The organism is Nocardia sp. NPDC051030, assembly GCF_040683015.1.
Classification (GTDB): domain Bacteria; phylum Actinomycetota; class Actinomycetes; order Mycobacteriales; family Mycobacteriaceae; genus Nocardia.
Map to the genome: position 1 here is coordinate 267,647 of NZ_JBFBCD010000007.1, position 26,119 is coordinate 293,765.

At 65.8% G+C, this 26,119-nt stretch carries 26 protein-coding genes; 15 read left to right on the forward strand and 11 right to left on the reverse strand.

Annotated elements, in window-relative coordinates; translation table 11 throughout:
* Positions 1-125 precede the first annotated feature (125 nt).
* From AB0N05_RS24910 to AB0N05_RS24930, 5 genes are all read left to right on the forward strand, one after another.
* Entirely contained in the window at positions 126-1,382 is a 1,257-nt protein-coding gene (locus AB0N05_RS24910) for a helix-turn-helix transcriptional regulator (RefSeq protein WP_364698238.1), read from the forward strand.
* A gap of 392 nt (positions 1,383-1,774) precedes the next feature.
* A complete protein-coding gene (locus AB0N05_RS24915) occupies positions 1,775-2,419 on the forward strand; it encodes a hypothetical protein (protein WP_364698239.1) in 645 nt (214 codons plus the stop codon).
* Between the two features lie 210 nt (positions 2,420-2,629).
* On the forward strand, positions 2,630-3,550 hold the full coding sequence (locus AB0N05_RS24920) for a cutinase family protein (protein ID WP_364698240.1): 921 nt from the start codon (positions 2,630-2,632) through the stop codon (positions 3,548-3,550).
* A gap of 199 nt (positions 3,551-3,749) precedes the next feature.
* A complete protein-coding gene (locus tag AB0N05_RS24925) occupies positions 3,750-4,145 on the forward strand; it encodes a hypothetical protein (RefSeq protein WP_364698241.1) in 396 nt (131 codons plus the stop codon).
* Between the two features lie 19 nt (positions 4,146-4,164).
* Positions 4,165-4,719: a hypothetical protein gene (locus AB0N05_RS24930; RefSeq protein ID WP_364698242.1), complete on the forward strand. Its 555-nt coding sequence runs from the start codon at positions 4,165-4,167 to the stop codon at positions 4,717-4,719.
* Between the two features lie 315 nt (positions 4,720-5,034).
* Here the strand turns inward: AB0N05_RS24930 and AB0N05_RS24935 are convergent, their stop codons facing one another.
* Entirely contained in the window at positions 5,035-5,517 is a 483-nt protein-coding gene (locus AB0N05_RS24935; RefSeq protein WP_364698243.1) for a DUF4189 domain-containing protein, read from the reverse strand.
* Positions 5,518-5,620: 103 nt separating this feature from the next.
* Between AB0N05_RS24935 and AB0N05_RS24940 the strand changes: the two genes are divergently transcribed.
* Positions 5,621-6,037, forward strand: coding sequence for a DoxX family protein (locus tag AB0N05_RS24940; protein ID WP_364698244.1), 417 nt, complete (start codon positions 5,621-5,623; stop codon positions 6,035-6,037).
* An 18-nt stretch (positions 6,038-6,055) separates the two neighbouring features.
* Here the strand turns inward: AB0N05_RS24940 and AB0N05_RS24945 are convergent, their stop codons facing one another.
* From AB0N05_RS24945 to cynR, 4 genes are all read right to left on the reverse strand, one after another.
* Positions 6,056-6,508, reverse strand: coding sequence for a hypothetical protein (locus AB0N05_RS24945; protein ID WP_364698245.1), 453 nt, complete (start codon positions 6,506-6,508; stop codon positions 6,056-6,058).
* 381 nt (positions 6,509-6,889) lie between these two features.
* The gene (locus tag AB0N05_RS24950; RefSeq protein WP_364698246.1) at positions 6,890-7,483 is read right to left on the reverse strand and encodes a hypothetical protein; all 594 of its coding nucleotides are present in this window, start codon (positions 7,481-7,483) and stop codon (positions 6,890-6,892) included.
* A gap of 91 nt (positions 7,484-7,574) precedes the next feature.
* Entirely contained in the window at positions 7,575-7,856 is a 282-nt protein-coding gene (locus AB0N05_RS24955) for a hypothetical protein (RefSeq protein WP_364698247.1), read from the reverse strand.
* 121 nt (positions 7,857-7,977) lie between these two features.
* Positions 7,978-8,859, reverse strand: coding sequence for a transcriptional regulator CynR (cynR, locus tag AB0N05_RS24960; protein WP_364698248.1), 882 nt, complete (start codon positions 8,857-8,859; stop codon positions 7,978-7,980).
* A gap of 124 nt (positions 8,860-8,983) precedes the next feature.
* On the opposite strand from cynR, the gene AB0N05_RS24965 reads away from it, so the two are divergent.
* A complete protein-coding gene (locus AB0N05_RS24965; RefSeq protein WP_364698249.1) occupies positions 8,984-9,598 on the forward strand; it encodes a carbonic anhydrase in 615 nt (204 codons plus the stop codon).
* 41 nt (positions 9,599-9,639) lie between these two features.
* Positions 9,640-10,110 carry a cyanase gene (cynS, locus tag AB0N05_RS24970; protein WP_364698250.1) on the forward strand — a complete coding sequence of 157 codons (471 nt, stop codon included), beginning with the start codon at positions 9,640-9,642 and terminating at the stop codon, positions 10,108-10,110.
* 64 nt (positions 10,111-10,174) lie between these two features.
* Here cynS and AB0N05_RS24975 read toward each other — a convergent pair whose 3' ends face one another.
* Complete coding sequence (locus AB0N05_RS24975; protein ID WP_364698251.1) at positions 10,175-11,026, reverse strand: alpha/beta hydrolase; 852 nt, start codon at positions 11,024-11,026, stop codon at positions 10,175-10,177.
* A 378-nt stretch (positions 11,027-11,404) separates the two neighbouring features.
* Here AB0N05_RS24975 and AB0N05_RS24980 point away from each other — a divergent pair, with 378 nt between their 5' ends.
* From AB0N05_RS24980 to AB0N05_RS25010, 7 genes are all read left to right on the forward strand, one after another.
* Positions 11,405-11,638: a hypothetical protein gene (locus AB0N05_RS24980; RefSeq protein ID WP_364698252.1), complete on the forward strand. Its 234-nt coding sequence runs from the start codon at positions 11,405-11,407 to the stop codon at positions 11,636-11,638.
* 73 nt (positions 11,639-11,711) lie between these two features.
* Positions 11,712-12,137 (forward strand): DUF6636 domain-containing protein, encoded by a 426-nt coding sequence (locus AB0N05_RS24985; protein WP_364698253.1) that lies wholly within the window; start codon positions 11,712-11,714, stop codon positions 12,135-12,137.
* Positions 12,138-12,232: 95 nt separating this feature from the next.
* Positions 12,233-13,003, forward strand: a complete 771-nt coding sequence (locus AB0N05_RS24990; protein WP_364698254.1) for a glucose 1-dehydrogenase — start codon at positions 12,233-12,235, stop codon at positions 13,001-13,003.
* 276 nt (positions 13,004-13,279) lie between these two features.
* Positions 13,280-16,591: a BTAD domain-containing putative transcriptional regulator gene (locus AB0N05_RS24995; protein WP_364698255.1), complete on the forward strand. Its 3,312-nt coding sequence runs from the start codon at positions 13,280-13,282 to the stop codon at positions 16,589-16,591.
* A 162-nt stretch (positions 16,592-16,753) separates the two neighbouring features.
* Complete coding sequence (locus tag AB0N05_RS25000; RefSeq protein ID WP_364698256.1) at positions 16,754-17,968, forward strand: FAD-dependent monooxygenase; 1,215 nt, start codon at positions 16,754-16,756, stop codon at positions 17,966-17,968.
* Positions 17,969-18,048: 80 nt separating this feature from the next.
* Complete coding sequence (locus AB0N05_RS25005; protein ID WP_364698257.1) at positions 18,049-19,644, forward strand: alpha/beta hydrolase; 1,596 nt, start codon at positions 18,049-18,051, stop codon at positions 19,642-19,644.
* Positions 19,645-19,803: 159 nt separating this feature from the next.
* Positions 19,804-21,240, forward strand: coding sequence for a DHA2 family efflux MFS transporter permease subunit (locus AB0N05_RS25010; protein ID WP_364698258.1), 1,437 nt, complete (start codon positions 19,804-19,806; stop codon positions 21,238-21,240).
* A 183-nt stretch (positions 21,241-21,423) separates the two neighbouring features.
* Here AB0N05_RS25010 and AB0N05_RS25015 read toward each other — a convergent pair whose 3' ends face one another.
* The 5 genes from AB0N05_RS25015 to AB0N05_RS25035 form a co-directional block, all read right to left on the reverse strand.
* Positions 21,424-21,957 carry a DUF3558 domain-containing protein gene (locus tag AB0N05_RS25015; protein ID WP_364698259.1) on the reverse strand — a complete coding sequence of 178 codons (534 nt, stop codon included), beginning with the start codon at positions 21,955-21,957 and terminating at the stop codon, positions 21,424-21,426.
* Positions 21,958-21,962: 5 nt separating this feature from the next.
* Entirely contained in the window at positions 21,963-22,475 is a 513-nt protein-coding gene (locus AB0N05_RS25020; protein WP_364698260.1) for a DUF3558 family protein, read from the reverse strand.
* 36 nt (positions 22,476-22,511) lie between these two features.
* Complete coding sequence (locus tag AB0N05_RS25025) at positions 22,512-24,131, reverse strand: hypothetical protein (protein ID WP_364698261.1); 1,620 nt, start codon at positions 24,129-24,131, stop codon at positions 22,512-22,514.
* 176 nt (positions 24,132-24,307) lie between these two features.
* Complete coding sequence (locus tag AB0N05_RS25030) at positions 24,308-24,583, reverse strand: hypothetical protein (protein ID WP_364698262.1); 276 nt, start codon at positions 24,581-24,583, stop codon at positions 24,308-24,310.
* Positions 24,584-24,720: 137 nt separating this feature from the next.
* Positions 24,721-26,103 carry a lipase family protein gene (locus AB0N05_RS25035; RefSeq protein ID WP_364698263.1) on the reverse strand — a complete coding sequence of 461 codons (1,383 nt, stop codon included), beginning with the start codon at positions 26,101-26,103 and terminating at the stop codon, positions 24,721-24,723.
* Between the last annotated feature and the right edge of the window lie 16 nt (positions 26,104-26,119).

The following is a 26,119-nucleotide window of genomic DNA, read 5'->3' on the forward strand; positions in this document are numbered from 1 at the left end:
CGATATTCGGGGATTGGCAAAACTTGTCACACTTGGGTTGCCACAGGTCAAAGGCATGGGAATCGGTTGGACTCGCCTGCGTGGGCTGTGTCACTGTGACATGAGGACACCTAGAATCCGGATCCGTGGGCCACCGCGAACAGGGACGTGAGGCGTTGACGCAGCAGCTTTTGCAACTGCGTGGCGAACACTCGGAGTTGAGTTTGCGGACGATCGCGATGCGGGCTCAGGTCAGCCACACCACCGTTTCGCGGGCATTCTCTACTCAGGGCAAGCTGCCGTCGTGGACCTCGATCGCGGCGATCGCTCAGGTTCTGGGTGGCGACAGCGTTGAGGTCGAACCGTTGTGGCAGTGGGCGTCGACCGGGACGCCGCAGACTCGTGCGCAGCTCGCTGGCGAGGCCCCGCCGCGATCGGACCCGCCGACGCCCACCCGGCTGCCCTGGTTCATTCCGGTATGCGCGGCCCTGGCGTTCGGGCTGATCCTTCCGGCCGCCGTGGCCGGTGCGATGACAACGGAATCGACGGCGTATCGATGGCTTGCCGTGTTCACTCAGGCCGTGTTCGCCATCGCCGCGGCCATCGCGTTCGGCCTGCACGCATTCCGGGCCGCGGAGTTCGAACGCCGTTGGCTCGTCTTCGCCTGCCTGGCCAGCGCGTGCTGGGGTGCGGCAATGGTGTGGTGGATCCTCGCCTACGAAATCGGCGGCAATCAGCACGGCGTGATGATCTCCGAAATCGGATTCCACACCTACTCGCCGCTGATGATCATCGCGTTGTGGCTGCGCCTGCGAAACAACCCCACCGCCAGCGCGGCGCGCGAGAATACCGTTCAAACGGTCGCGCTCACCGTCGTTGCCGCCTTATCGGTACCCGGCGCGGTCTGGCTCCTCTCCGCGCTTCCGCACGCCCGGCACGGCGCCGACGAGACCTTCCTCCTGCGGACCTATCTGTACCCCCTCGCCGACGGGGCCATGATCGCCCTCGCCCTGCTCGCCAGTGTCCGGGGAATCCGAGTCACTCAATCACGTCTGCTGGCTGTCGCATTCGGCGCCGACGCCATCGCCGTCATCCTCGCCACCAATTCCGCCATCGAGCAGACCGCAGACCTGCCCGCCAGCGCGGAATTCGCGTCCACCGCCTTCGCCGTCCTGCTCGCCCTCGCCGCGATCGCACCCATCGACAATCGAATCCGGCCCGCCCACCACCAGTACATCCTCACCCGTGTGCTGCAGGCGACGGGCCTGGCTGCGATCGTCACCTACACCGTCACCCTCGCCACCGGTCACCTCGCTCCGGCCATCACCCCCATCATGGCCGCCGGGATCACACTCTTGCTGGTCATCGCGCTGGTTACGAGCCTGCACCAGTCGCACTCCTGATCCATCAGGCTCGGTCGACCTCTGGGTCCGGCGTGCCCTGATACGCCGCTTCGAACTCCCTCGTCAAAACCGCTGATCGCGATAGCCACAGCCTTGCTCGAGTGGTTCACCAAGCAGCTGCTACGACGATTTTTCTGTCATCGTGACGCGGCTCACGTCGGGTATAGCCGTCCTTTTTCCCATTCTTGACCTGTGTAAACCCTGGTGTTCCATGGGTTTCCAATCAGGTGTTACTGGCACACCACTTCCGTTGCCAGTGGTGTTCCAGCTCTAGTTGCCGAACCGACGCCGGGGACCAACCCGAGCATCGGGGGCAAGTAGCAAATCGCAACATCGTTGAACCGGCAACCCGCCCAACAACACCTCCGCTGGATCCTCTGTAAGGAGTTCCCATGAGTGTCAGTACTCGAATCAGCAAGACCGCGATCTCGGCCGCTGTCGCACTGTCCCTGGCCGCCGCGGGCGCAGCGATCGCCTCGCCCGCCAATGCCGAGGCCACCGATCAGGGGCCTGCGGCCGCGGCGATCGCTCTGCCGGGCCAGGATGGTGACCCGATCGCGCAACTGATGTCGTTGTTCACCCCGGCCAGTGGCGTCGGGTTCGAGGAAACCGTCCGTGCGGCCCTGCTGCCGGCCGCCGCGGTGGACCTTCCGTTCGACGACACGAGCACGGTCACGCCCGACACCGAATTCGACAGCACCGCAGCGCCGGTTATCGAGCAGGACGGCGCGGACGCCGCGGACATCGCTCAACCGGTTGCCGACAACACGGGCGACTGGGACCGAACCTTCGAGAAGATGTTCCAGCGTGGCGCGGAAGGTGCCTTCAAGGGGGCATTGTTCGGAGGACTGGTCAGTGTGGCCGCCGGATGTCTTGTCGGGCTCCCGATCTTCCTGATCGGCTGCCCGGTCGGCATGGTAATCGGCGGTATCGCCGGAGCCGTCATCGGCGGAGCTACCGGCGGCATCATGGGAGCTCAGATGGGCGCGCTCGAGGGAGCCGGCACGAACCCTGCTGAGGTTCTGCCCTCGCGCTGACAGCGACTGATCGACGGCAAGAGGACCGGCGTGGTCCAACTGACCACGCCGGTCCTGTCCATCTAATGCAAGCCTCTTCTCCGGCCCACCGGACTCCACCCCACTTCAAAAATCAGCAGAAGCGGACGGGCCTGGGCTAGCACGCTCTCGCCGTGTCCACGCCGGGCCGGGGCGATGCCCCGGTCGGCATTCACCAGGAGGGAACGACGAATGATCCGACACCGAATCGCAGTCGCCACTCTCACGGCGCTGACGGCAACCCTTGCGACAACCGCGGCAGGCTTCGTCGTGGGAGCCGGTTCCGCCGCTGCGGACACCGAGTGCCCCGGCCTTTATGTGGTCGCCGTCCCCGGAACCTGGGAAACCTCGGAATCCGGTCCGGCGGGCGAGGATTCAGGACTGCTGAATACGGTCACCGCCGGTCTGCCGACGACGGTTCGCGTCGATTACGTCAATTACGCGGCCACCGCGTTCCCGTGGGAAGGCGAGGTGTACGGGCAGTCCAAGGCGGAGGCCATCGGCAATGCGCGTGCGATGGTCGCCGACATGGCGAATTCCTGCGCGTCGACCCGCATCGCATTGCTCGGCTACAGCCAGGGCGCGGATGCCGCAGGCGACCTCGCCGCGGAAATCGGTAGCCGCACAAGCGTTGTCGCCCCGGAGCGGATGGCCGCCGTCGGCCTGATCTCCGACCCGCGCCGCTCGCCCGGCGACATGCTCGTGGGCGCACCCGTGGCCGGAGCCGGAGCCAGCGGGCCCCGCCCCGGCGGATTCGGGGCTCTCGCATCGAAAGTCCGCACCTTCTGCGCGGAGGGCGACCTCTACTGTGCGACGCCCCCCGAAGACTTCGTCACCCGGTTCGCCGGATTCGTGGCTCAACTCTCGGATCCGAATCCATTGAACACCTTGAATATTCAGCTCGAGGCCGAGGCGATCGTCGGCGATCTCCTCGCCGCGGGCGGCCTCCCCGCGCTGCAGAACCAGTTCACCGCGGCAGCGAACGAAACCCGAATCAGCCAACTGGAGCAGTTCTACCGCTCCCAGGTGCACGCGTCCTACGCCAGCTACCCGGTCGCAGACGGACAGACCGCGACATCCTGGCTGCACAACTGGCTCAGTGGACTGACGTGACACCGCTGAACGGTTCCCTCGAGACTCCCCATCACGGCACGCAGACCTCACGCTATGTGCCGTGAAGGGAGAAGAACGGTTCTCGAGCACGACCGGACTTCGAGCCGAGAACCAGCTGTGTGGCCCCGCGGGAACCGGGGCCACACAGTCTTCCGGGATACAGAAAATTCGCTGAACCAACCGAAAGGACGGTAGTGAGATGACTGCACGACGATGGATTATCAGCGGTGCGATAGCGGCGGGAGCGACCGCCGTGGTGTTCGGTGCCGGGTCGGCATCGGCGGCCCAATTGGCGGTCAACGCGGACGAGGGCTACGTCTACGTCGAGCTCGACCACAATGAGACAAGCCTCCTCGCGAACACCGGGATTCCCGACTGGATCGACCAAACCTCCACGCCGCAAAACCAATTCGTCGACCCCGCGTGGTACTCGAACAGCCCGGCCTTCCAGGGTCCGAACGGCGACTGGTACAGCGGCTATTCCTTCGCTCAACTGTGGCGCGAAGCGGCCGCGCATCCCGGCGGCTCCGTCAGCTTGTGGCTCACCGACCCCGCCGCTTACGACGGCACCCTCATTCAAATGCGCCAGTACTGATCCCAGGACGGACATCCCGATGGAGCGATTGCGAGAGTTGCGTTTTGCCCCGCTCTGGGTAATCGTGCCGATGGCATGCGCGGTGCTATGGGGAATCGCGATGGTGACCGGGGTCGGCTGGTTCGGCGTACCTCTGATCGTCATATTCACGCCCGTTTTCTCGGTGAGCCTCGCGCGGGAACGCAGACGTTTCGGTGGCCGCGAGCGGATGCGCGAATTCTACGAATGCCTGCGTGCACGGCAATTGCCTCCGCTGACCACCACAGACGAAGCCATCCGCTGGAATCGCCTGATCATCGACGAACGTGCCCACCGCCGCGCCGGGCTCGCGATGTCCTGGTTCTACTTGGCACTCGCGACCCTCGGTCTGACCCTGCCCGTACTCATCGCCTTGACCTCGCCCCACAAGGGCTACAAGGTTGGCCTCACCATGCCCCTCGCGGTGGTGATCGCCATCTCCGGTTTCGCCTGGATCCGGTTCGCCAACCCGCGCGTCCTCGCAGCGCTCGAGACGTTGGCCCAACAGGGAACCGAACGCGGATACGGCAATTGGCTCACCGGGCCGACGGCGTGACCGGCCGAAAGATCCTCAGCCGGTCAGCAAGGCCAGACCGTGGAGCGAGCAACCAGAGCAGACAGGAATCCGGTCGGCTCGTGGTGTGACCGCCTTCGCCATTGCTGTTCATACGGGTTGGAATCCGGCGCCGACCCGCTGTAAACGGAAGTCGTGTGCCTGTCACACCGTTTGGAAACCCTCTGTCACACCTGGGTTTCCACAGGTCATGGGCCCGAAAATCGCGTCGATTCACCCCGGTGATCCGCATCACTGTTACAGCTCGACCCCCGAAATTCGAACCCGTGAACCACCCCGAGCAGGGGTGTGAAGCATTTATTCGGCGTTCGAAGTGCAGAGGGTGTCCAGGACGAAGGGTGGCTTGATGACTCGGGACAGGGTCAGCGGGGTGACGGGGTTGTCGTTCGCGATACGGTTCGCTTGATCGGTCGCGGCTTGTTCCGCGGCTGCGGCGGTGGAGCCTTTTCCGAAGGTGTAGGCGGGTCTGACGGTGTTCAGCAGATCCGACCGGATGTCGAATTCGACGACCGCGCCGCACTCGTTGTGAATCTCCATGCCGACGAAGCAGTGCGGGTTCTGGCGTTCGCATGCGGTGAGGGCGGCCTGGTTCGCGGCGTCCTGGGTGGGATAGTCGATCGCCTCGCCGATTCCTGAGGCTCCTAGGAAGCCACCATCCGACTGCTCGGCGATCGCGCCGTAGAGATCACCGCTCGCATGCGCGGTTCCGGCTCCGGTGATCACGAGCACTGCGGCGGCGGGAACCACCATTGCCAGCGCGGACTTTCCCAACAACGACATGCCACGACCCCCGAGAACCTCGATATCTGGACGATCATGGTTGCATCGGGCCGCCCTGTCCAGTCCCGTGTCACATTGCGGGGGCGGGGATGGTCGTGGGGGTATGGGTATTGCGCACACCTGGCCCGGATGGGTCGCTACCGGGTTTCTTTGGTTTGTCGCCTTCGAGTTTCTGATGGGGGCGGCTACCAAGTTTTGGCCTGGGCCAACGTTTTTCGGGCCCGCGTATTCGGTCAAATTTCCGGACTGGGGGTGGCCGGGGTGGTTCCGGTTCGTTGTCGGTGGGATCGAGGGGGTGTGTGCGGTTTTGCTGGCGATCCCGTATCAGGAGGCGCGGTTTCTCGGGGCTGCGGTCTTGGTGCTCGTGTTGACCGGCGCGGTGGTCACGCACATCGTCAACCATCATGGGCTCAAGGAAAGCTTTTCCGCGCCGGTGCATTTGGTCGTCGTGGCGATCATTGCTCTCGCCACTTGGCCCGCCGAGTGGACTGACGTGTTTCAGCCTGGGCAGTGGTCGTAGCGCCCATCGCGAAAGTCATTACCGCCGAACAGGTCCGTCCGGCCGGGGAGAATCGGGGCCGTCGTCCTGATCCCCGGCGGTGTCGGGTCCTTGACCTGCGACAGGTCCAATTCTGCGCGGCCTGGGCATGCGCCGGATGCCCGCGGCCGGGGCATCGTCACCGGCACGCTTCCTTCGCAATGCGCCGAGGTCGGTGACACTGCCGTCATGCTCGGCACCGCGCTGGTCGTGCTCCGGAGCCGGAAGCGCGGAGCCTGGGTCGGCCAGCCACCATCCCGTCTCGCGCTGGAGTTCGGAGCGCAGCACGGGCCTGGTCGGCGCGGGGTCGTAGACAGAGCCGCCTTCCGGACGCCAAGCCGGTTGGGGACGCTCGCTGGTTTCTTCCGTCATGCGCCGTGGACGACGGGGCAGCCGGACGAGATTCGGCGTGTCCTCCCCCGCCTCCGGGGAACGGGTTTCGGCAGGCTTCATGCTTTCCAGCTTCTTGCGCAACCGTTCCACCGCATCGAAACGCTTGGGACCGGGCCCCGGCAATGATTCCCGTCCAGGCTCTTCCCGGTTCGACATCGAACTAGCCGCCGGCGGGTGCCGTGGTACCCGCCGGATCCATGACCGCGGATACTCCGGGCTGTTCTCTTGACTTCCTGCTGGTGTTGCTCATGTCCGTATTCTCCCTCAGGCCCGCACGCCGTCACCCAGGTGACGAGTCCAACGATAACCGTCCGGCTCGGACGCCCAGGTCAGCAGAAGGGTCCGGGGTCGGGTTTCGGCTCGACCCAGGGCGGCGGTGGCGGCAACGGGATGGGGTTCACACGGCGGAAGCCTTCAGTTGGGCCCTTGTAGATCCAAGGGTCACCGTCGCCATCGAGAGGATGCCGGTCGAGAGGGGTGTAGATGGCTCCGGGTGGAAGGTCGGTGCAGATCGATGATGCTGTGAGCGCGAGTGGGGGCGGTCCAGCGGATGGAGAGGCCGCCGCAGTCGGGGCAGACCGGGCGGGATTTGCCGTTCACGACCGCTTCGCTGCCGGGCCAGCCGGTGGGCCATTCGGCGCTACAGCGCAGGCATGAAATCTGTTCCGGGGGACGGCCGATTCGATCGTCCTTACTGCCGACCTTCAGGAAGAACGGGGTATCGCGCAGGGAGCCCACATAGCCGGGATAGGGGCCGTGGGCATCACGATCCCAAGATTTGTATCCTGCTGGGGGCCATAGCAATCCGATGACGCGAGTGACGTCGGCGTGGGTCCAGGGTTCGCCGCGATTGCCGTCCTCGTTCAGTTGCTTGGCGAGCCAGGCCGGATCGCCGCCCGGGAATTCGGCATTGAGTTCGGCCAGCCGCCGCACACCAGGAGCCTCCGCTCCGGGGGCCGAGAAGTCCGCGACCGCGAGCCGGATTTCCCGAAGCCGCGCTTCTTCTTCCGCCCGCACCCTCTGCTGCTCGAGCATGGCCCGTTCCTCGTCGCTGCCCTGTCACTGCGGGACCGACTTATCCCCCACCTTGCGCCTCACCACGTTTCGATCCTAGGGCGCGGAGGATTCAGGTGGGTTGCGGGCAGAAGAGGTCGCAGGTTGCGGGTGGGATCGTGGTCGGGGTCGGCGAATCGTCGAAGTGGGCGGTGCTGACCAGGATCATGACTGCCGTTGCGGCGGTGAGGATCGCGGTGAAAATTATGAGGAAAATGGCCCAGTTGAGGCGGGGGAAGGTGATGACTTCGTCGCCGTCGTCGAGAACCAGGAACAGCACCGCCGCACCGGCTCCCGAGCGGGAGAGTTGGGTTATGGCGGCATTGCGCCACCATTTTCCGGATGTCGGAGACATGGGACTCATCTCCAGTAAAGACCTGACGCCGTGATCTCGGCAGTGCCCAGGCTACTCCTCTACCTGCATGAATAGCTATGAGCTATATGTTGGTTACGGTTACGAATGTCGATCGTTTCGACTACGCCGGGAGCTCGTATTTCTCGATCAACTCGGTGAAGGCTCGGGCGGCGGCGCTTCGGTAGGTGTTCTCGCGAGCGAGCAGGACGACCGTGCGGGTGGGCAGGGGTGGGTCGAGCGCGAGGGTGGTCAGCGTGGGGTGATCGGTGGCGACCGCCTCGGGGAGGATGGTGGCGAGGGGCGTGCGCTCGATGATTTCGGTGAGGGCCTGAATCGAGTTGGCTTCCATCATGATTCGAGGCCGAGCCCGGTTGTCGGAGAGGTATGCGTCGATGTGCGCGCGCGTGGCGAAATCGCCGGTGAGCAATGCGAGGCCCGGGAGATTGCGGACGGGAAGCGGGCGGGCGGGATCGATGTCGGGACCAGAGGCGGCGACCAGGGCCAGCGCTTCGGTGAAGAGGGTGGCGGCGGTAATGCCCGGCGGGTGCGGTCTGTCGAAGGCGATGCCCAGGTCGAGTTCGTCTGCCAGCAAGGCGGATTCGAGGTTGTCTTGCGACATCTCCTGTAATTGCAGGGTGATTCCGGGGTGCCTGTCATGCATCTCGGCGAACAGCGGGCCGATGAGATAGGCCGTGAAAGTGGGCGTCACACCGAGACGGAGGTGGCCGCGGGTGAGGTCGGCTACGTCGTGGACGGCGCGGTCGGCGGCGGCCAGGTCGCGCAGGGCGCGGCGGGCGAAGCGGGTGTAGGCCTCGCCCGCATCGGTGAGTCGCACGGTGCGGCCGGTGCGGTCCAGCAGTTGCGCGCCGACCGCTCGCTCGAGCTGTTTGATCTGCTGCGACAGGGTGGGCTGGGAGATGTGCAGGTCTTCGGCGGCCCGGGTGAAGTTGCCGTGCTCGGCGACCGCGAGGAGATAGCGGACATGCCGGAGTTCTACGCCCATACCCACAACCATAGATGAAACCAATAGAAGCGATGGAAACTGCGTCTTGGACACTATGCATGCAGGTCGGGCAGGGTGGATCTCATCGGGAAACCGAAACCGATCACGGCAGAAGGAGGTCCCCATGAATGACATCGCGGACGGGTTCCGGCGCTTCCGGCAGGAGGTGTTCCCGGCCCAGGCCGAGCTGTTTCAGCACCTCGCGACCACGCATCAGCCGACCGCGCTGTTCATCGGCTGCTCCGACAGCCGGGTGGTGCCCGAGCTGATCACGCAGCGCAAGCCCGGCGAACTGTTCGTCATTCGCACGGCCGGAAATCTGGTGCCGCCCTATGCGCCCGGCGCGGACGGCATCGCGGCGAGCATCGAATACGCGCTGAGCGTGCTGGAAGTCTCCGACGTGATCGTGTGCGGCCATTCCGATTGCGGCGCGATGACGGCGATGGCATCCGATCGGCCGCTCGATCAGCTGCCCGCCGTCGCCGGCTGGCTGCGTCACGCGGAGGCGTCCAAGGCCCGCACCGAGGCGGGAAATCACGCTTCCGGACCGCTGAAAGTCGCTGCGCTGGTTCGCGACAACGTGCGCAGCCAGTTGATCAATCTGACCACGCACCCGTCGGTGGTGCGGGCCATGGCGCAGCGTTCGGTGCGCCTGCACGGCTGGTGCTACGACATCGCCTCCGGTACCGCCGAGGAATTCGACTCCGCCACGGGTCAATTCGTCGGCATCGCCGCCTGAATACCTCTCCGAAATATCCACTCCTGAAAGGACATCAAACAATGCTGCACACCCAGGCCGACCAGAATGCCCGCGTGGAACTCACCACCCGAATCCTCGACGCCAAGGCCCGCAAGAACCTCAGCTGGCAGGAATTGGCCGACACCGCAGGGCTTTCGGTCGCCTTCGTCACCGCGGCCCTGCTCGGCCAGCACCCGCTGCCCGCCGAGGCCGCCGGAGCCGTCGTCGATAAGCTCGGCCTGCCCGGCGATACCTCGCTGCTTCTCCAAAGCGTCCCGGTGCGCGGCAGCATCCCCGGCGGCGTCCCCACCGACCCGACCATCTACCGCTTCTACGAAATGCTCCAGGTCTACGGCACCACCCTCAAGGCCCTGGTCCACGAGCAGTTCGGCGATGGCGTCATCAGCGCGATCAACTTCACACTCGACATCAAGAAGGTCGCCGACCCTGAAGGCGGCGAGCGCGCCGTCATCACGCTCGATGGAAAGTACTTGCCCACCAGGCCTTTCTGATCCGAGACGCCGGGCACCCGACAGGCTGCCCGGCAGAGCCGGATCTTATTGGCGGGGAACGGAATTACTTGGCCGACCGCGCAGCGGTTTCGATCAGATCGGTGACGGCCTGCGGCTGCGACAGCGTGACCGCGTGGCTGGCGGATTCCTCCACGATGGTGGCGTGCGCCCGAGTTGCCATCTCCCGCTGCCCGGCCGCGGGGATCATCCGGTCGTCGCGGCTGATCAGCGTCCAGCTCGGCAGCGTCTTCCACGCCGGTACGGCCGACGGCTCGGCGAATGCGGCCGCCGCGATCGGACGCTGCGAGGCGGCCAGGACGGCGGCCTCGGCCTGCGGCAGGTCCTGCGCGAAGAATTCGGGGAATTTGTCGGCCGCCACGGTCAATTCGACCGAAGGGCCCTTGCCGTCCGCCTGCGGGTATTCGCGCGGTACGCCGATCTTGGTGGCCGGACCGCCGAAGCGGCCATCGAGCGCACCGAGGCTCTCGCCCTCATCGGGAGCGAATGCGGCGATATAGACCAGCCCGGCCGCCTTGTCCGACCCCGTCGCGGCATTGGTGATGACGGCACCGCCGTAGGAATGGCCGACCACGATGGCCTTGCCCGGCATCCCATCCAGCACACCGCGAATGTATGCCGCGTCGTAGACCAGCCCGCGCAAGGGCACCGCCGCTGTGGTGACTCGATAGCCGTCGCGCTGCAGACGATCCACCACCTTGCTCCAACTAGAGCCGTCCGCAAATGCGCCATGTACCAACAGCACTCCCGGCTTCTCCCCCACCGGCTGTTCGCCGTGCGAGCCATTGTCGGCCTTGACCGTGCACGCCGCGGCGGTCATTCCGAGTACCAGTGTCGCCACCGTCGTAGCCACAGTGGCGACCGCACGCATCGATCGCTTACTACCCTTGTTGCTCATCGTTCCCTCGCCTCGAATCCGGTGCGAGACATGCCTCGCTCGCACAGATCCAGAGCCTGGGCGAACACGCTCAACGTTTGCTCAATGCCGACCCAACGCGCTGCTCAGCCTCTGTCCCCGAACTCCAGCAGCACGGTCCTGGTGACCACCACGACCGATCCGACCATCCCGTACACCACGGTAGCTCCCGCGTGTTTCCCGTTCCTGCCGTGTCCCTAGGTCCCGGGTCGCGATTTCCGCGGGAGATGGCGGAGCTTCTCTAGACTGGCGGCCGTGCGAATCCGAAGAGTGTTGACTGTGTCCGTGTTCGCCGCGATCGTCCCGCTCGGGGTGGTCGCGTGTTCTAGTGAGGGGGCGGGGACGAAGTCTGATTGCACTGTGAGTGGGTGCACCGTCACCTTTGATCGCGGGGTGAATGCCAAGGCCAGTGTGTTGGGGGTCGATGCCGAGTTGATGGCGGTTAATGGGGACACCGTGACGTTGAAGGTGGCGGGGCGGGAGGTCAGTGTGCCGGTGGGGGATACGCGGCCTGCGGACGGGCTGAAGGTGTCGGTGCAGGAGATCACCGGGGACAAGGTCGTGGTGAAGCTCGCTACCGGGATCAATTCCTGAGGCATTAACAAGAACACCCGTGTGCGCGAATACGTGGCAGTACATCGCACGTTGGTCTGCGCAAGGGGAAGCTATGAGAAGCACTGTGGCACTGGGGGCGGCGGTTTCGATCGCGGCGCTTGTCGGGGCGTCGGTTTTCACGCAGGCGGTGGGGCAGGCACAGGGTCCGAGTACTTCGTTCCGGACGCCTACCGGAAATATCGGGTGCCTTGTGTCCGACGGGATGGCGGCGTGCGAGATCTACAACTACTCCTATTCGGCACCGGTCAAGCCCGCCGACTGTTATGGGGCGTGGGGCGATCGGATCACCGTGGAATCGGGCGGGACGCAGTTCCACTGCCACGGTGATCGCATGGTCGAGGCGACCGCGCCGGTGCTCGACTATGGGAGCCGTGCCTCGATCGGCCAATTCAGCTGCCTGAGCACCGTGGATTATGTCGAATGCGCCGGGCCCGGACATTCGTTCCGGGTTGCTCGCACGTTCTACACAACCAGCTGAGCCCGTGCCGGTGAGGGCATGGTGAGCGATCGGTGAGCAGTTCCGGCCACGGTAGGTGACGTACCGGAAACCACTGCTCAGCACAGGAGTTCACCATGTCTCTCACCAATAAGACCGCCGTCGTCACCGGCGCTTCGCGGGGCATCGGCCGCGCCATCGCCTTGCGACTGGCGAAGGATGGGGCCGTGGTCGCGGTGCACTACGGCAGCAATGCGGAAGCGGCCGAGCAGACCGTGGCCGAGATCAAGGCGGCGGGCGGGCAGGCGTTCGCGATTCAAGCCCAGCTCGGCGATCCGGCCGGGATCGACGCACTGTTCGAGGGATTGAGCGCCGAATTGCCCGGCGGGCTGGACATTCTGGTCAACAATGCGGGTGGCGGCGGCGGTGCCGGTTCCCTCGAGGAGCTGACCCCGGAGCAGGTCGACGCGCTGTTCGCGGTGAATGTGTCTGCGCCGCTGTTCATTACCCAGCGCGCGCTGCCGGTGCTGCGTGATGGTGGCCGCATCGTGAACATCTCCTCGTGCGCCCCGCGGGTAGCGGCTCCGTCGCAGGTGGCGTATGCGATGAGCAAGGGCGCGATCGACGTGCTCACCAAAACCCTTGCGGTGCAACTCGGTCCGCGCGGCATCACAGTGAACGCGGTCGCACCGGGTGCGACGGAGACCGAGGGCATGGCCATGTTCCTGAACGCCAACCCGCAGATGCGGGCGTCCATGAGCGCCATGACCGCACTGGGCCGAGTCGGCCAGCCCGCCGATATCGCCGACGTGGTCGGCTTCCTGGCCTCCGAGGACGCCCGCTGGATCACCGCCAATGTGATCGACGTCAGCGGCGGCACCGCCATCAGCCCGGCTCTCGGCGGCTGAGGATCGGTTGCCGTGCAAGCCAGGCCATTGCGGCCCGCCCGCGGCTGCCGGGCGCCTCTCGACCAGAGCGATCAGGCCGATCACCATGGTCTCCGTCCCCCTGCGGTTCCCCATCGTCAGTTGCCATGCAAGCCAGGCCATTGCGGGCCGCCCGCGCCTCGGCGTGGGCCCGGCTGATAGCAACCACCATGCAGTGGTGGTGGGCCATACTCGCGTTTTGCCTGCACCGCTGCATGGTGATCAGTTCGGTGGGGGTTACCCGGGCATACTGGCGGCGTGCGGTTCGGGATTTTGGGTCCGGTTGAGGTGCGGCGGGGGGATGGGAGTCCGCTTGCGGTCGGTGGGCCGCAGGTGCGGTCATTGCTGGCTTTGCTGGCGGTCGATGCCGGGCGGGTGGTGTCGCGGGAGCGATTGATCGACGGGCTGTATGGGGAGGAGCCGCCGGGGGATGCGGGGCATGCGCTGCAATCGCAGGTGTCGCGATTGCGGCGGGCGTTGCGGAATGGGGTGGAGGGGGGCGAGCTTGTCGAGTCGTCGGCGGCGGGGTATCGGTTGGCGGTCGAACCGGAGGCGGTGGACGCGCATCGGTTTGCGCGGCTGGCCGAGGGCGGGCGAAAGGCTTTGCGGGAGAAGGATTTTGCGGCCGCTGCGGCACTGTTGGATGAGGCTATGGCGTTGTGGCGGGGGGCGGCGTTGGCGGATGTGCGGGATGCGCCGTTCGCCGATGTTCAGGTTGCCCGGCTGACCGAGGCTCGGCTGGCGGCAGCGGAGGATCGGGCGGAGGTGGGGCTGGCGCTGGGTGAGCATCAGGGGGTGGTTGCCGAACTTCCCGATCTGGTTGCCGCGCATCCGTTGCGGGAGCGGACTCGGGCGCTGCTTATGCGGGGGCTGTACGCGGCGGGGCGGCAAGCCGAGGCGCTGGAGCTGTTCGAGCAGGGGCGGCGGCTGTTCGCGGAGGAGCTCGGCGCTGACCCCGGGGCGGAGTTGGCCGAAGCGCATATGACCATCCTGCGCGCGGATGCCCCGAGTTCCGGGGCCGCTCAGACACGCAGGCTGCCAGCACAATTCACGAGTTTCGTCGGCCGTGATGCCGAAATCGCCCAGCTGGTGCCCTTGCTCGCGCAGACCCGATTGGTGACACTGACCGGTCCGGGCGGAACCGGCAAGACGCGGTTGGCGCTCGAGGCGGGCACGCAGTTCCGTGGTGAGGTGTGTTTCGTCGCGCTGGCTCCGCTGGCCGACGGCGCGGATATCGCCGAGGCGATCGCGGACGCACTCGGCAGCCGAGACACTCTGGCGCACTCCACTTCTGGGCCGCGCGACGCTGAGACTCGAGTGCTCGCCGCGCTCGCCGACCGGCCGCTGCTCCTCATCCTCGACAATTGCGAACAGGTGATCCTGGACGCCGCCCGGCTGACCCATCGGCTCCTGCTCGGCTGCCCCGGACTGCGCGTATTGGCCACCAGCCGAGAGGCTTTGAGCATTACCGGCGAGACCGTCCTGCAAGTCGGGCAATTGCCGGTTGCCGACACCGATGCGGCGCTCACCGAACAACTACGCAGCCCCGCGGTCCACCTGTTCGCCGACCGGGCCACCGCGGCGCGGCCCGGATTCACCGTCGACGCGGGCACCATCGGCACGGTGCGACGAATCTGCGCCCGGCTGGACGGACTCCCTCTCGCCATCGAATTGGCCGCCGCCCGCCTGCGCTCCCTCGACCTCGAGGAGATCGACGCCCGCCTCAGCGACCGCTTCCGCCTCCTGGGCCGTGGCGACCGCACCGCCGAACCCCGCCACCAAACCCTGCAAGCCGTCGTGGCATGGAGCTGGGATCTACTCGACCCCGCGGAACAGCTACTGGCCCAACGCTTCACGGTCTTCGCGGGCGGTGCGACCGCCGAAGACGTCCAACACGTCTGCGCCCTGGACGACGCCGACGAACTACTCCCCAGCCTGGCCGAAAAGTCACTACTCCAGGTCACCGGCAACCGCTACCGCATGCTCGAGACCATTCGAGAATTCGCCCACACCCGCCTCACCGAATCCGGCGCACCCGACCCCCTCCTGCGCGCCCACGCCGAATACTTCACCGCCCTCGCCGAACACTCCGAACCCCTCCTCCGAGGCAACCACCAACTGACCCACCTCACCCGCCTCGGCACCCACCACGACAACCTCCAAGCCGCCCTCCGCTGGTCAGTCCACTCCGCCCCCCACCTGGCCCTCCGCCTCATCGCCGCCCAAGCCTGGTATTGGTGGCTGAGCGGCCGCCCCGGCGACGCCCCCCAACTCGCCCGAGACCTACTCCCCCACCTGGATTCAGACCTACAGCCTCGCCCGAACCCGGGTCCAATGCCCCCGTCGGACTCGAGGCAACCGCCTCAGCGGGGTCCCACCCTCCAGCTGGATACGGGACTGCCCCAGCCTGATTCGAGCCCGGTGACGCGGCTGAACGATGCCGAGGCGGTGGAAGCGTATGCCTTGTGTGTTGCGGTGGGCGCACGCGGTGGAGCGCTCTCCGGTGCTGAGGTGGAACGGGCCACGGCGGCGGTCGGGCGGCTGGAGACTCCATTGCGGCGGCCGTATCTGGTTTTCCTGCTCGCTGTTGCCGGTGGGCTGCTCACCTCCAGTGCTGAACAGCAGCGCCGACTGTTCGGGCCCGACGCCTGGTCGCAGGCCTTCACGCGGCTGGGTGAAGGTCTGCGCATGCTCATGTCCGGGAATCCGATCGATGCTGAGCCCGAATTGCGCACGGCCCTAGAGGATTTCCGTGTTACTGGAGACCGCTGGGCGATCGCCTCCACGCTGGACAAGCTGGCTGCCATCGCGGACTGGCGCGGCGATCGGCAGACATCACTGGCGCTTATCGAGGAGGCACTCACTCTCAATGACGAGCTGGGTGCGGTGGCCGATAGCGCTGACCTGCTCAACCGTCACGGCGACATCCTCGCGCGAGGCGGCCTGTCCGAGTGTGACCTCGATGCCGCTCGCGCCGACTACGAGCGCGCCGCCGACCTGGCCCGGTCCATCGGCGTAATGGATCTGCGGGCCAACGCCTTACGCGGTCTCGGTGATATAGCGCGCACCACCGATCGCGACGAGGCTCGCGGCCACTACATGGCCGCACTAGCACTCCCCCCCGACGAGTCGGTCGGCGCGGTCGAAGCCCGCGCTCGCAGCCTGATCGGCCTGGGCTGGATAAACATCAGCGATGGCGCTGTGGCACAAGCCCTCTACGATCACCGCACAGCTCTCCAACTGGCGCTCGACCACCGCCTCCGGCACATCGCGGCCGGTGCAGCCGTGGGACTCGCGGGCGCATCCATACCAACGGCCTTCGCCACAACCGCCGACCACGCCATGGACACCCGTGCCGACCAATCGGCAGACCGCAATGCCGAGCGGGCGGCAACGCTGCTGGGAGCAGCGACCGGTATGCGCGGTCTGGCGCTGGAGGGTGACACCGATATCGCAACGGTGACCGCCGCGGCGCGGGCAGTACTGGGCGACAAGCGATTCGAGAACGCCTACCGCCTCGGCACCGAGATGCCCCCGGCAGAGGTGCTATCGCTCGCGTGGGTCGGGTGAACCGATAGAACGCAGATGCGACCTCATTTCGCGGGGGCGGGAGCGGTTCGAGCGGCTGTCGACGATGCCGAAATGACGTCTGAGCCGGGGTTATCACTGGCATGGTTGGGGTGGTGAGCCGATGGTGAGGGTGTGGTGAGGGGTCCAGCCGATGCTCTTTTCATGACCAGCACACAGCAGTTCACCAATAAGACGGTTCTTATCTCTGGCGCCAGCGTCGCGGGGCCCGCGCTCGCTTACTGGCTGCATCGGTATGGGTTCAGCGTGACCGTTGTCGAACAGGCTTCGACATTGCGGGAGGGCGGGTACAAGGTCGATATTCGGGGCGTTGCCATGGATGTCATTGCGCGGATGGGGTTGTCAGCGGAGATCGAGCGGGCTTCGACCGATATGCGGGGCGGGGCTTGGGTTGATGAGTCGGGGAAGGCGTTGGCCACGCTCGGGCCGGATCTGATCGGGTTGCGGTCGCCGGGAGATGACGAGGTTTTGCGCGGTGATTTGGCTCGAATTCTGTTCGATGCCAGTAAGAGTGGGGTGGAGTACATCTTCGGGGATTCGATCACCGGGCTGCGGCAGCTAGCCGAGGGTGTCGAGGTCGGGTTTCGGAATTCGCCGCCGCGGGTGTTCGATCTCGTGATCGGTGCGGATGGGATGCATTCGACGGTGCGGCACAATATTTTTGGCTCGGAGGAGCAGTTTGCCCGGCATACGGGGATGGCGGCTTGCGTGATCTCCGTGCCGAACTTTCTTGATCTCGATCATTGGGAGCTGGTGCATCCGACGCCGGGACGGATCGTGCAGATGTACAGCACGCATCGGTCGGCGGCCAAGGCGCAGTTCATCTTTGCCGAACCAGGGCAGCTGCCGGATCGCCGGGATGTGGCGGGGCAGCAGCGGCTGGTCGCGGAGGCATTCGCCGATGGGGGCTGGGAGACGGCGAATCTCCTGCGGGCCATACCGGAATCTCCGGACTTCTATTTCGACACGGTCAGTCAGATTCACTTGGATCGGTGGTCGGAGGGCCGGGTGGCGCTGGTCGGCGATGCCGCGTACTGCCCGTCGCCGCTGTCGGGGCAGGGCACCAGCATGGCCCTGGTCGGCGCGTATGTGCTGGCGGGCGAGTTGAAGGCGGCGGCCGGTGATCATCGTGTCGCGTTCGCCGCGTATCAGGAGAAGATGCGGGAGTACATCGACCTGAATCTGACCCTGGGTTGGAGCAATGCCACCCAGATGGTGGCCGGCGGCAAGCGTGCGATCCGCATGCAGACCACCATGTTGCGGATGCTGCGCCGGATGCCCTGGAAGGGTCTGGCCCTGCGTCCGATCATCAAGCCGCTGGCACACGCCTCGAACGCCATCCACCTCGAAACCTACTGATCAACCGCCATCTGGTTTGCTCATAGGACGTTCATAAAGGTTGGCCTACCGTCGTCGAATCACGAATTCGAGGAGCTGTCATGCCGAGGACCTTCATTGATGCCGTCAGGACCGTCGCCGCAGTCGCGGTGCCGGTCCTGACCGCCGCCCTCTGCGTCACCGGATGTTCGAAGGACTCGGGGTCCCAGGACAAGGACCTCCAGGCGTTCGACGCCCAAACGGTCCATTGGGGGCCCTGCGGTCAGGGCGATACGGCCGGATGGTTCACCGGCGAGATCCCGGCCGATCAGCAGTGCGGGCAGATCGTGGCCCCGCTCGACTATTCGGCCGCGCGCGGCAAGGGACTCGGCGACACCCCGACGGTGCAACTGGCGGTGGCGCGGCGGCCAGCGACCGGTCAGAAGACGGGATCGCTGCTGGCCATCAGCGGCGGGCCCGGCGATCCGGGCCTCGAGATGATCGAAATGTCGTTCCCGGAAGCCGTCCGCACCGATTTCGACATCGTCTCCTACGACCCGCGCGGCGTCGGCAAGTCGACGCCCACCATCAAATGCACCTCACAAGGCGAGAATGCCGAGACCGGCACCGACACCGATAGCGCCGAACAGGCGAACCGCGCTACGGTCGCAGCCTGCGTAGCGGGCACCGGCGTGGATGTGCTGCGCCACATCGGTTCCAACGAAGCCACGGACGACGTCGACCTCATCCGGGCCGTCCTGGGCGAACAGCGGATCAACCTGCTCGCCGCCTCGTACGGCACGCAGATCGCGGGCATGTACGCCGTGCGCTACCCGGACGGCTACCGCGCTGCGGTGCTCGACGGCGTGGTGAATATCGCGGAATCGCAGAATGACATGCTGATCGGCCAGAAGCGCGGCTACCAGAGCACGTTCGACCGCGTAATCGCCTACTGCACAGGCGAATACCGCGCCACCGAGCACACCGAATGCCCGCTCGGCAATGACCCCGCCACGGCGACGACGTCATTCCAGCAGCTACTGCGCGACGCCGACGCACACCCCGTGCCCGCGGGGGCCACCAACCCGGTCACGGGCGGGGAAATCCTCACCGCGACCACCAAGGGCCTGCTGTGGAAGTCGAGCTGGGTGCCCTACCTGAACGCTCTGCAAGGAGTCCGGCACGGCGACGGCACCGCGATTCACGAACTCGCCGAAACCGGCAGTGTCACAGAAGAATCGGGCACTCCAGCCCCGCGTCACCGGGCGGGTCGCGACAGCTCCGCCCAGCCCAGCGACCCCAATGCCATCACCGCCATCACCTGCACGGACACCGCCGACCCGACCACCGATCGCGCCGCCCGGCAACGCGATGCACAAGCCCGCTACAACGCCTCGACCTACGAGAACTACGAGCCCCGCCCCACCGAATTCCCCCTCGACGTCTGCGACCTGTGGCCCTTCCCCGGCGCGGTGCACCCTTCCGTCCCCTCCCGCCCGGACAGCGCGGCCCCTTTGCTCTTCGTAGCCCAGAGCCACGACCCGACCACGCCTCTCGTAAACGCCCAGCGTATGGCCGATTACATGCGCAGCCCCCTGCTGATCCGCGAGGGCGACGGCCACACCTTCGTCTTCGGCGACGTGGATCCCTGCATCGACGCCGAGGTGGTCCGCTACCTTCGGGATCCGCACTCGGTACAGAACAAGACCTGCCAGTAGCTCGCAGACTCAAGTCATCTGTGAGCGGGACGGGCATAACAGCGAGTAATTGGGACATTGGAACGCTCACAGTGAGCGCATAACGTTATCGACAGATCAACTGCTGGGAGCGCCGGTCTTCGGACCGGCGAATCACGCACGCTCTCATAGGAGAAGACCTTGTCGAATTCCAAAGTCCTTGCGCTCGGGGTGCTGTCGGCCGCAATGCTGATGACCATCCTGGACGGCAGCATCGTGACCGTGGCCATGCCTGCGATTCAGCAGGATCTGGGGTTCAGTCCGGCCGGGTTGAGCTGGACGGTCAATGCGTACCTGATCGCGTTCGGTGGGTTGCTGCTGCTGGCCGGGCGGCTCGGGGATTTGATCGGACGGCGGTCGATGTTCCTGGCCGGGAACACCGTGTTCACCGCTGCTTCGCTGTTCGCGGGTGTCGCCTCCGGGCCGGGGCAGTTGATCGCGGCACGGTTCCTGCAAGGTGTGGGTAGTGCGCTGGCGGCGTCGGTGGTGCTCGGGATCCTGGTCACCATGTTCACCGAGGACGGGGAGCGGGCCAAGGCCATCGGGGTGTTCAGTTTCACCGGGGCCGCGGGCGCTTCGATCGGGCAGGTGCTCGGTGGCGTGCTCACCGATGCGCTGAACTGGCACTGGGTGTTCTTCATCAATGTGCCGATCGGGCTGGTCACCGTGGCGTTGGCGCTGAAGGCGCTGCCGAATGACCGGGGTATCGGAATGGCCGCGGGCGCGGACGTTCTCGGTGCGGTGCTGGTGACTTCGGGACTGATGCTGGGCATCTACACCGTCGTTCAGATCGCGGAATACGGCTGGCTGTCGGGCCGTACGCTCGGCGGGGCCGCGGTGTCGGCCGGTTTGATCGCGGGCTTCCTGGTTCGGCAGGCGACCGCCGCGACTCCCCTGCTGCCGCTGCGTATCTTCCGCTCCCGCAATGTGTCCGGCGCGAATGTCGTGCAGATGCTGACCCTGTCGGCCATGTTCGCCTTCCAGATCATTGTCGCGCTGTACATGCAGAAGGTGCTCGGCTACGGCGCGCTGCAGACCGGGCTGGCCATGCTGCCCGCGGCGGTCGCGATCGGTGGTGTGTCGCTGTTCGTGTCGGCTCCGCTCAGCACTCGGTTCGGGGCGCGGAATGTCTTGATCGCGGGTCTGGTGCTGCTGCTGGTCGGCATGGCCTGGCTGACCCGGCTGCCGGTGCACGCCACCTATGTCGTCGATCTGCTGCCGATGATGGTGCTGATCGCCGGTGGCGGACTGGTGCTTCCGATGCTGACCACGCTGGGCATGTCCGGCGCGAAGGCCGATGACGCGGGACTGGCGTCCGGGCTGTTCAACACCACTCAGCAGATCGGTATGGCGCTCGGCATCGCGGTGCTGTCCACCCTGGCCGCCTCCCGCACCGGAAGCCAGCTCACCGCGGGCGCTTCTGAGGCCGAGGCATTGACCAGCGGCTACCGCCTCGCCTTCATGGTCGCGACCGGACTGCTGGTCGCCGCCTTGGCCGTGAGCTTCACCGTATTGCGCAAGCCCGCAGTCCAGGCGGTGTCCGCTCCGGTGAACGAGCCTGTCGCACTGGCGATCTGACCCACCCACTCAACCGCATACAGAATCGGGCCGGTATCCACCGCCCGATTCTTTTTGCGCACTTCCCTTTTTGCGTCCGCCGACTCAGGGACGGCGGGGTCCAGGTCGGGGCCGGTGCGGCTCGCGTCCCGGGCGCGGCCGATGAGGGTCGCGACATCGTCGACCCAGGCTTGGGTAGTGGAATCAGCCGTCCAGCTGCACGGTTCCGAGCATCAGCTGGAAGGCGGCGGCGCACGGGTCGGGCTGCGCGGCGTGGTCGCGATTGTGAATCCACCAGCTGACCGTCCCGGAGTCGGCGGCCGAGACCCCGCACACGCCCGGATCCTGCGGATCCCGCCAGTAGAAGCCGCCGAAGCTCTTCACCACCAGGTTCTCGGTGGTGTACCCGAGGTCGATGGCGGTCTGCCGATCCATCATGAGCGAGTTCTTGCGTAGCCATCCATAGGTGATGTCCACGGTTCCGCCGGTGTTCGACACGGCGGTCCACTCGCAAATGGTCGGCGACGCCTGCCTATGCAACCGGGTGACACCCGCGAACTTCTCGATCTTGGCGTCCGCCAGCGGTCCGCACCCGGCCAGCCCGTTGTCCTCCACCGGCGCGGTCTGCGCCTGCCCGCCGGTCGCGGCCGAGCATCCGGCGATCAGGCCCGACCCGCCCGCGAGCACACCGATGGCGGCGAACATGGTCGCCCCGACCCGAATCCGGTTGCGCGCCATCGCCCCTACCTCGTCAAAGTCATATCGATGAGTCGGTTGGCGGCCGTACAGTCCGCTGCGGCGGGCTGCCCCGGAGCCTCGATCAACCAATCGACGAAGTCCCCATCCCCACTGGGCACCGCCTCCTCACACACCTGCTGCCCCTGCCAGCTGAACCCGGCCCGCCCATCCACTTGGACCGCGGCCCGCGTCCCGTCCTCCGAGTGATACGCCTCGAGCGGACTCCCCCGAAACCACCGGAACGTCACACTCGCGCCGCCCCCGCCTTCCCATCGGCACAACAACGCATCCCCCGAAACCAAACGCACCGCCCCGAAGCCCGCGACCGCCCCTACCTCCGAGTCCGCGACCGAGCCACATCGGCCCACATGCACCGATTCGACCACCGCCCGCACAGTCGAAGTCACCGGTGCTGAAGCGGTTTCTTGCTGCTGTCCCCCACACCCCGAAAGCATGGCGATACCCAGCACCACCCCCGAGGCCACCGCCACCACACGCACGAACGCGATGATAGCCATGCCCGCCCACCCCCGCCTCCCAGCAGCAAGCGAGGGTCAGTGGCAGGTCGCGGGGAGGCCGGAGAGGGCGACTCGCGGATGTCCGGTGAGGCAGTCCAGGGCGGCGCCGTCGAGGGTGACCGCGCTCAGGTCGAGGGAGGCGGTGGCGATGGTTCCGCCGCTGTTGCTGGTGTGCAGGAGGGCTTGTTGCGCCGCGGAGATGGCTACTCGGGTGAGCGAGCCTCGCAAGGCGGCGGTGTCGCCGACGTTGATGATGTTGATGCCGTTGGCTGCTGCGCCGTTGAGGGTGGTGTCGCGGATGTCGAATATCAGCTCGGATGTGGACGGGTTCGAACCGGTGGGGGTGTAGGCGATGAGGCCGATGCCGTCGGCGCTGCAATCGGCCAGGTCGGAGTTGGTGATGGTGAGGTCGGTGTGGGCGGTGCGGCCGAAATTGGTGGTGACCACACAGGTTCCGAGGTTGGCGGGGACGAGGGAGTTGAGGAGGGCTCCGGGGAAGGTTGAGTGGTGGGCGCGGACATTGTCGAGGGTGAGGGATTGGTGCGCTCCGCCGGTGGACAGGTTGTAGTTTTCGATGAGGTCGCCGGTGACGTTCTCGAAAGTGCTGTCGGTGACGTGGACTTCGCTCTGCGGGCTGCCGCTGGTGGTGACGTATTCCAGGCCGTTGGCGGAGAAGTTTCCGGAGCCATTGCGGAAGTCGTTGCCGGAGATGGTGATATCCATGCGTGCTCGGCCGAGGGCATTGAGGAAGACGCCCTCGCTGTCGGCGACCGCATTGAGCACCGATGCGGTGGGTGCGGCGATATCGGTCTCGGTGTTGTTCACGAGATCGGCGGTGAGCCTCGCGGTATCACCGGCCTGAATGCCGATGGCCAGCACTGACAGCTTGACCAGGCCCAGGTTGATGGTGCGCAGCGTATTTCCGGTCAATTGCGCCGTGACCTGGCTGTTCCCGTGCGCGCGCACGTCTATGCCGTCGCCGCACGCGGTGTCGTGCACGGTATTTCCTTCGATGCGCACACTCCCCGCAGCGGCGGAGAAGTCGGTCATGATCGCGGCCCAGCCATTATTGAGCGTGATGAAGTCGGGCAGCGCGGGCGCGGCCAACCCCAGAGGCAGCGTGGGTGGCAGGCCGAAGGGTCCGATCATGAAGCCGTCGGCGCACTGCTGATTGGTGGCACTCACATCATTGCCGCTGATCACGACATCGGCTGCGTCGGAACCGTAGATCCCGCCTCGCCGCGCCCCGGCGATCACCAGATTGCGCACCTGTGCACCCGTGGCCAGGCGGACCGCGTCACCATCGTGTGCGGAGGTGGTGTTCGTAATCCGAGGCAGTCCAGCACCATTGGGCACCGGGTCACCGATGAGCTGCTGTCCGGGCTTGAGCGCGATCCCGCCGTCCAATGCCGCCGCGGCCGCCTGCACCACAATGGTGTCGCCGTCTCGGGATGCGGCCTCCACCCGGGCCAGTGAATCGAATGGCGCCTCGGCGCTGCCGACACTCCCGGGAGCCGCCCCCGCGCTCACGTACCAGGTCGTCGAATCCGGTTCGGCCGCAGCGCTTGCCGCGGTGTGCGCACCGCAGGCGAGGAGGGCGAACAGTAATACCGAAGCGCGCCCGAAAGGGCCGCGCGCAGGGCTATTCGTGATCATGACGCTCCGGTGTGCAGTCGATGCCTAACTGAGAAGCACCCTGCCAGGGCACACCGAAAACCGTCCATCCGGCAAAATGCCAGGAAAACGGGACCCCCACTGTCCCGGTGCACAAGTTTCAGCGAACTCGCACCCGAATCACGTTCGAGTAGTTGAAGATTGCCGCAACTAAAGGTTTACAGATCCTCGGTGGCGGGCAATATAGGCAGGACCGGCTCGGGCATCTCTTCCAGGGTCGCTACCTGCAAGTGAATGAACGCGGCGATGCGGTGTCGGACGGAGGACGGGAGACGGTCGATATCGACTTCCGCCAGGACGTTCGCGCCGAAGGAGTGAGTCTGGGGCGCATCGGGATCGGGTGACTCAGGAACAACCTCTAGGTGTGGCCGCGAGAGCGATCCCGGACGGTCTTGTTCGTCCGGCTCCTCGGCGGCGACAGCAGTTCGCACCATAACGTTACGATAACGCCTGGATGCCGTACTCCGGAGCCGTTGGCGCACTTGAGCCTTCGAACTGCAAATTTTGCGGAGGAAAGGTAACGCCCGGCGGGAATCTGCGGGTCACAAATCGGCCGCCGGACATTTGCGGATCAGCGTGCGCCCACTGGAAATCCGGTCAGCAAACCGCTCAGCGCAGGCCATTCCGTGATCAGCAGATTCGTGAAATCACCCTCGGTGAGAGTGCTGAACGGGCTGGTGATCGTGCATCCCGTAGGCGCGGGAACGCCGTTCATCCGGTCGATGATGAACCGATACCCATCCGGCAGCCAGCCCGGGATGCCGACTATATGCTCGGCCAGGAATTCTCGCGTGTAGGTGACACTCGCGCGCGGATCGCGACAGTACCCGTCCACCACCCGATCTGTCCCAGTATTCGGAATGAATTCGTCATTCTGCGCGTGGTACATGTACATCGGGACATCCGGCGTCCGCTGCCCCAGCTGCTGGGCCGTGATCGCCGCACTCAGCTCGGGGATTTCGAGCGGATCACCCGGGCCGGTGAAGGAGCCCAGGTAGTTCCAGAACGGGAACAGCGCCGCGCCCTGCGGATGGCACAGGATGCCCTTGATCGAGGTCATGAATCGGCCGAACCAGTCGTACTTGGTATCGAATACCTGCTGTACCTCGGGGTATTCGGTGGCGAAGCCGTGTAGTGCGGCACCGATCAGGCCCGCGCCGAGGTTCGAATTATTGCTGCGCAGCACGGCTTTCAGATCACCCATGACCACGCCGCCGATGGAAACGCCGACAATATTGAGCTCGGGCGCGTACTCCCCGTGATGCTCGGCAACCCAACCGGTCGGGATGGTGCCACCGGAGTAGCCCATCAGCCCGACCGGAGTCCGCTCCCCCGCCAGTTGCAAGGGTGCGAAGTTCTCCGCAGCCCGAATACCGTCCAGGGTCGCCTGACCACCCAGAATCGATGCGCCGTAAGCGGAATTGGGTCCCTCGTAGTCCGGAATGGACACCGCCCAGCCCTGCGAGACGCCGAGCAGCATGGCCAGGGCCGTCTCGGCCGAGTTCACGTAGTCCACCGGAATCGAACCTTGCTGCGCGACATAGGACATGGTGCAGTACTGCGCGGTGGAATCCTCCGCCACCTGGTACGACAGCAGTTTCAGCCCCTCGTCCGGTGCGGGACCACGCGGTTTGACCAGCGTGGTCACCGTGGCAATGGCATTGCCGTGACTGTCGTCGGTGCGATAGAGCACCTGCCAGGCGTCGATATTGAACGGCAGCACCGACAGGAACGCCGGGGTGATCTGCCGGGCCTTGATGATGCCGCCCGGTTCGGTCTCGGCGATGACATTCGCCGGGGCCTTGTAGAACGGATCCATTTCCGGCGGCACCACGATCACCGGAAGTGGCTGGATCTGTCCGTCATACGGCTTCGGCGCGGCCTGCGCACCACCGGTCGCGATGACGCCCAGCAGTGCGAACAGTGCACCGAGGCGAAGTAAGGAAGTGATCACTTCCTAAACGCTAGGG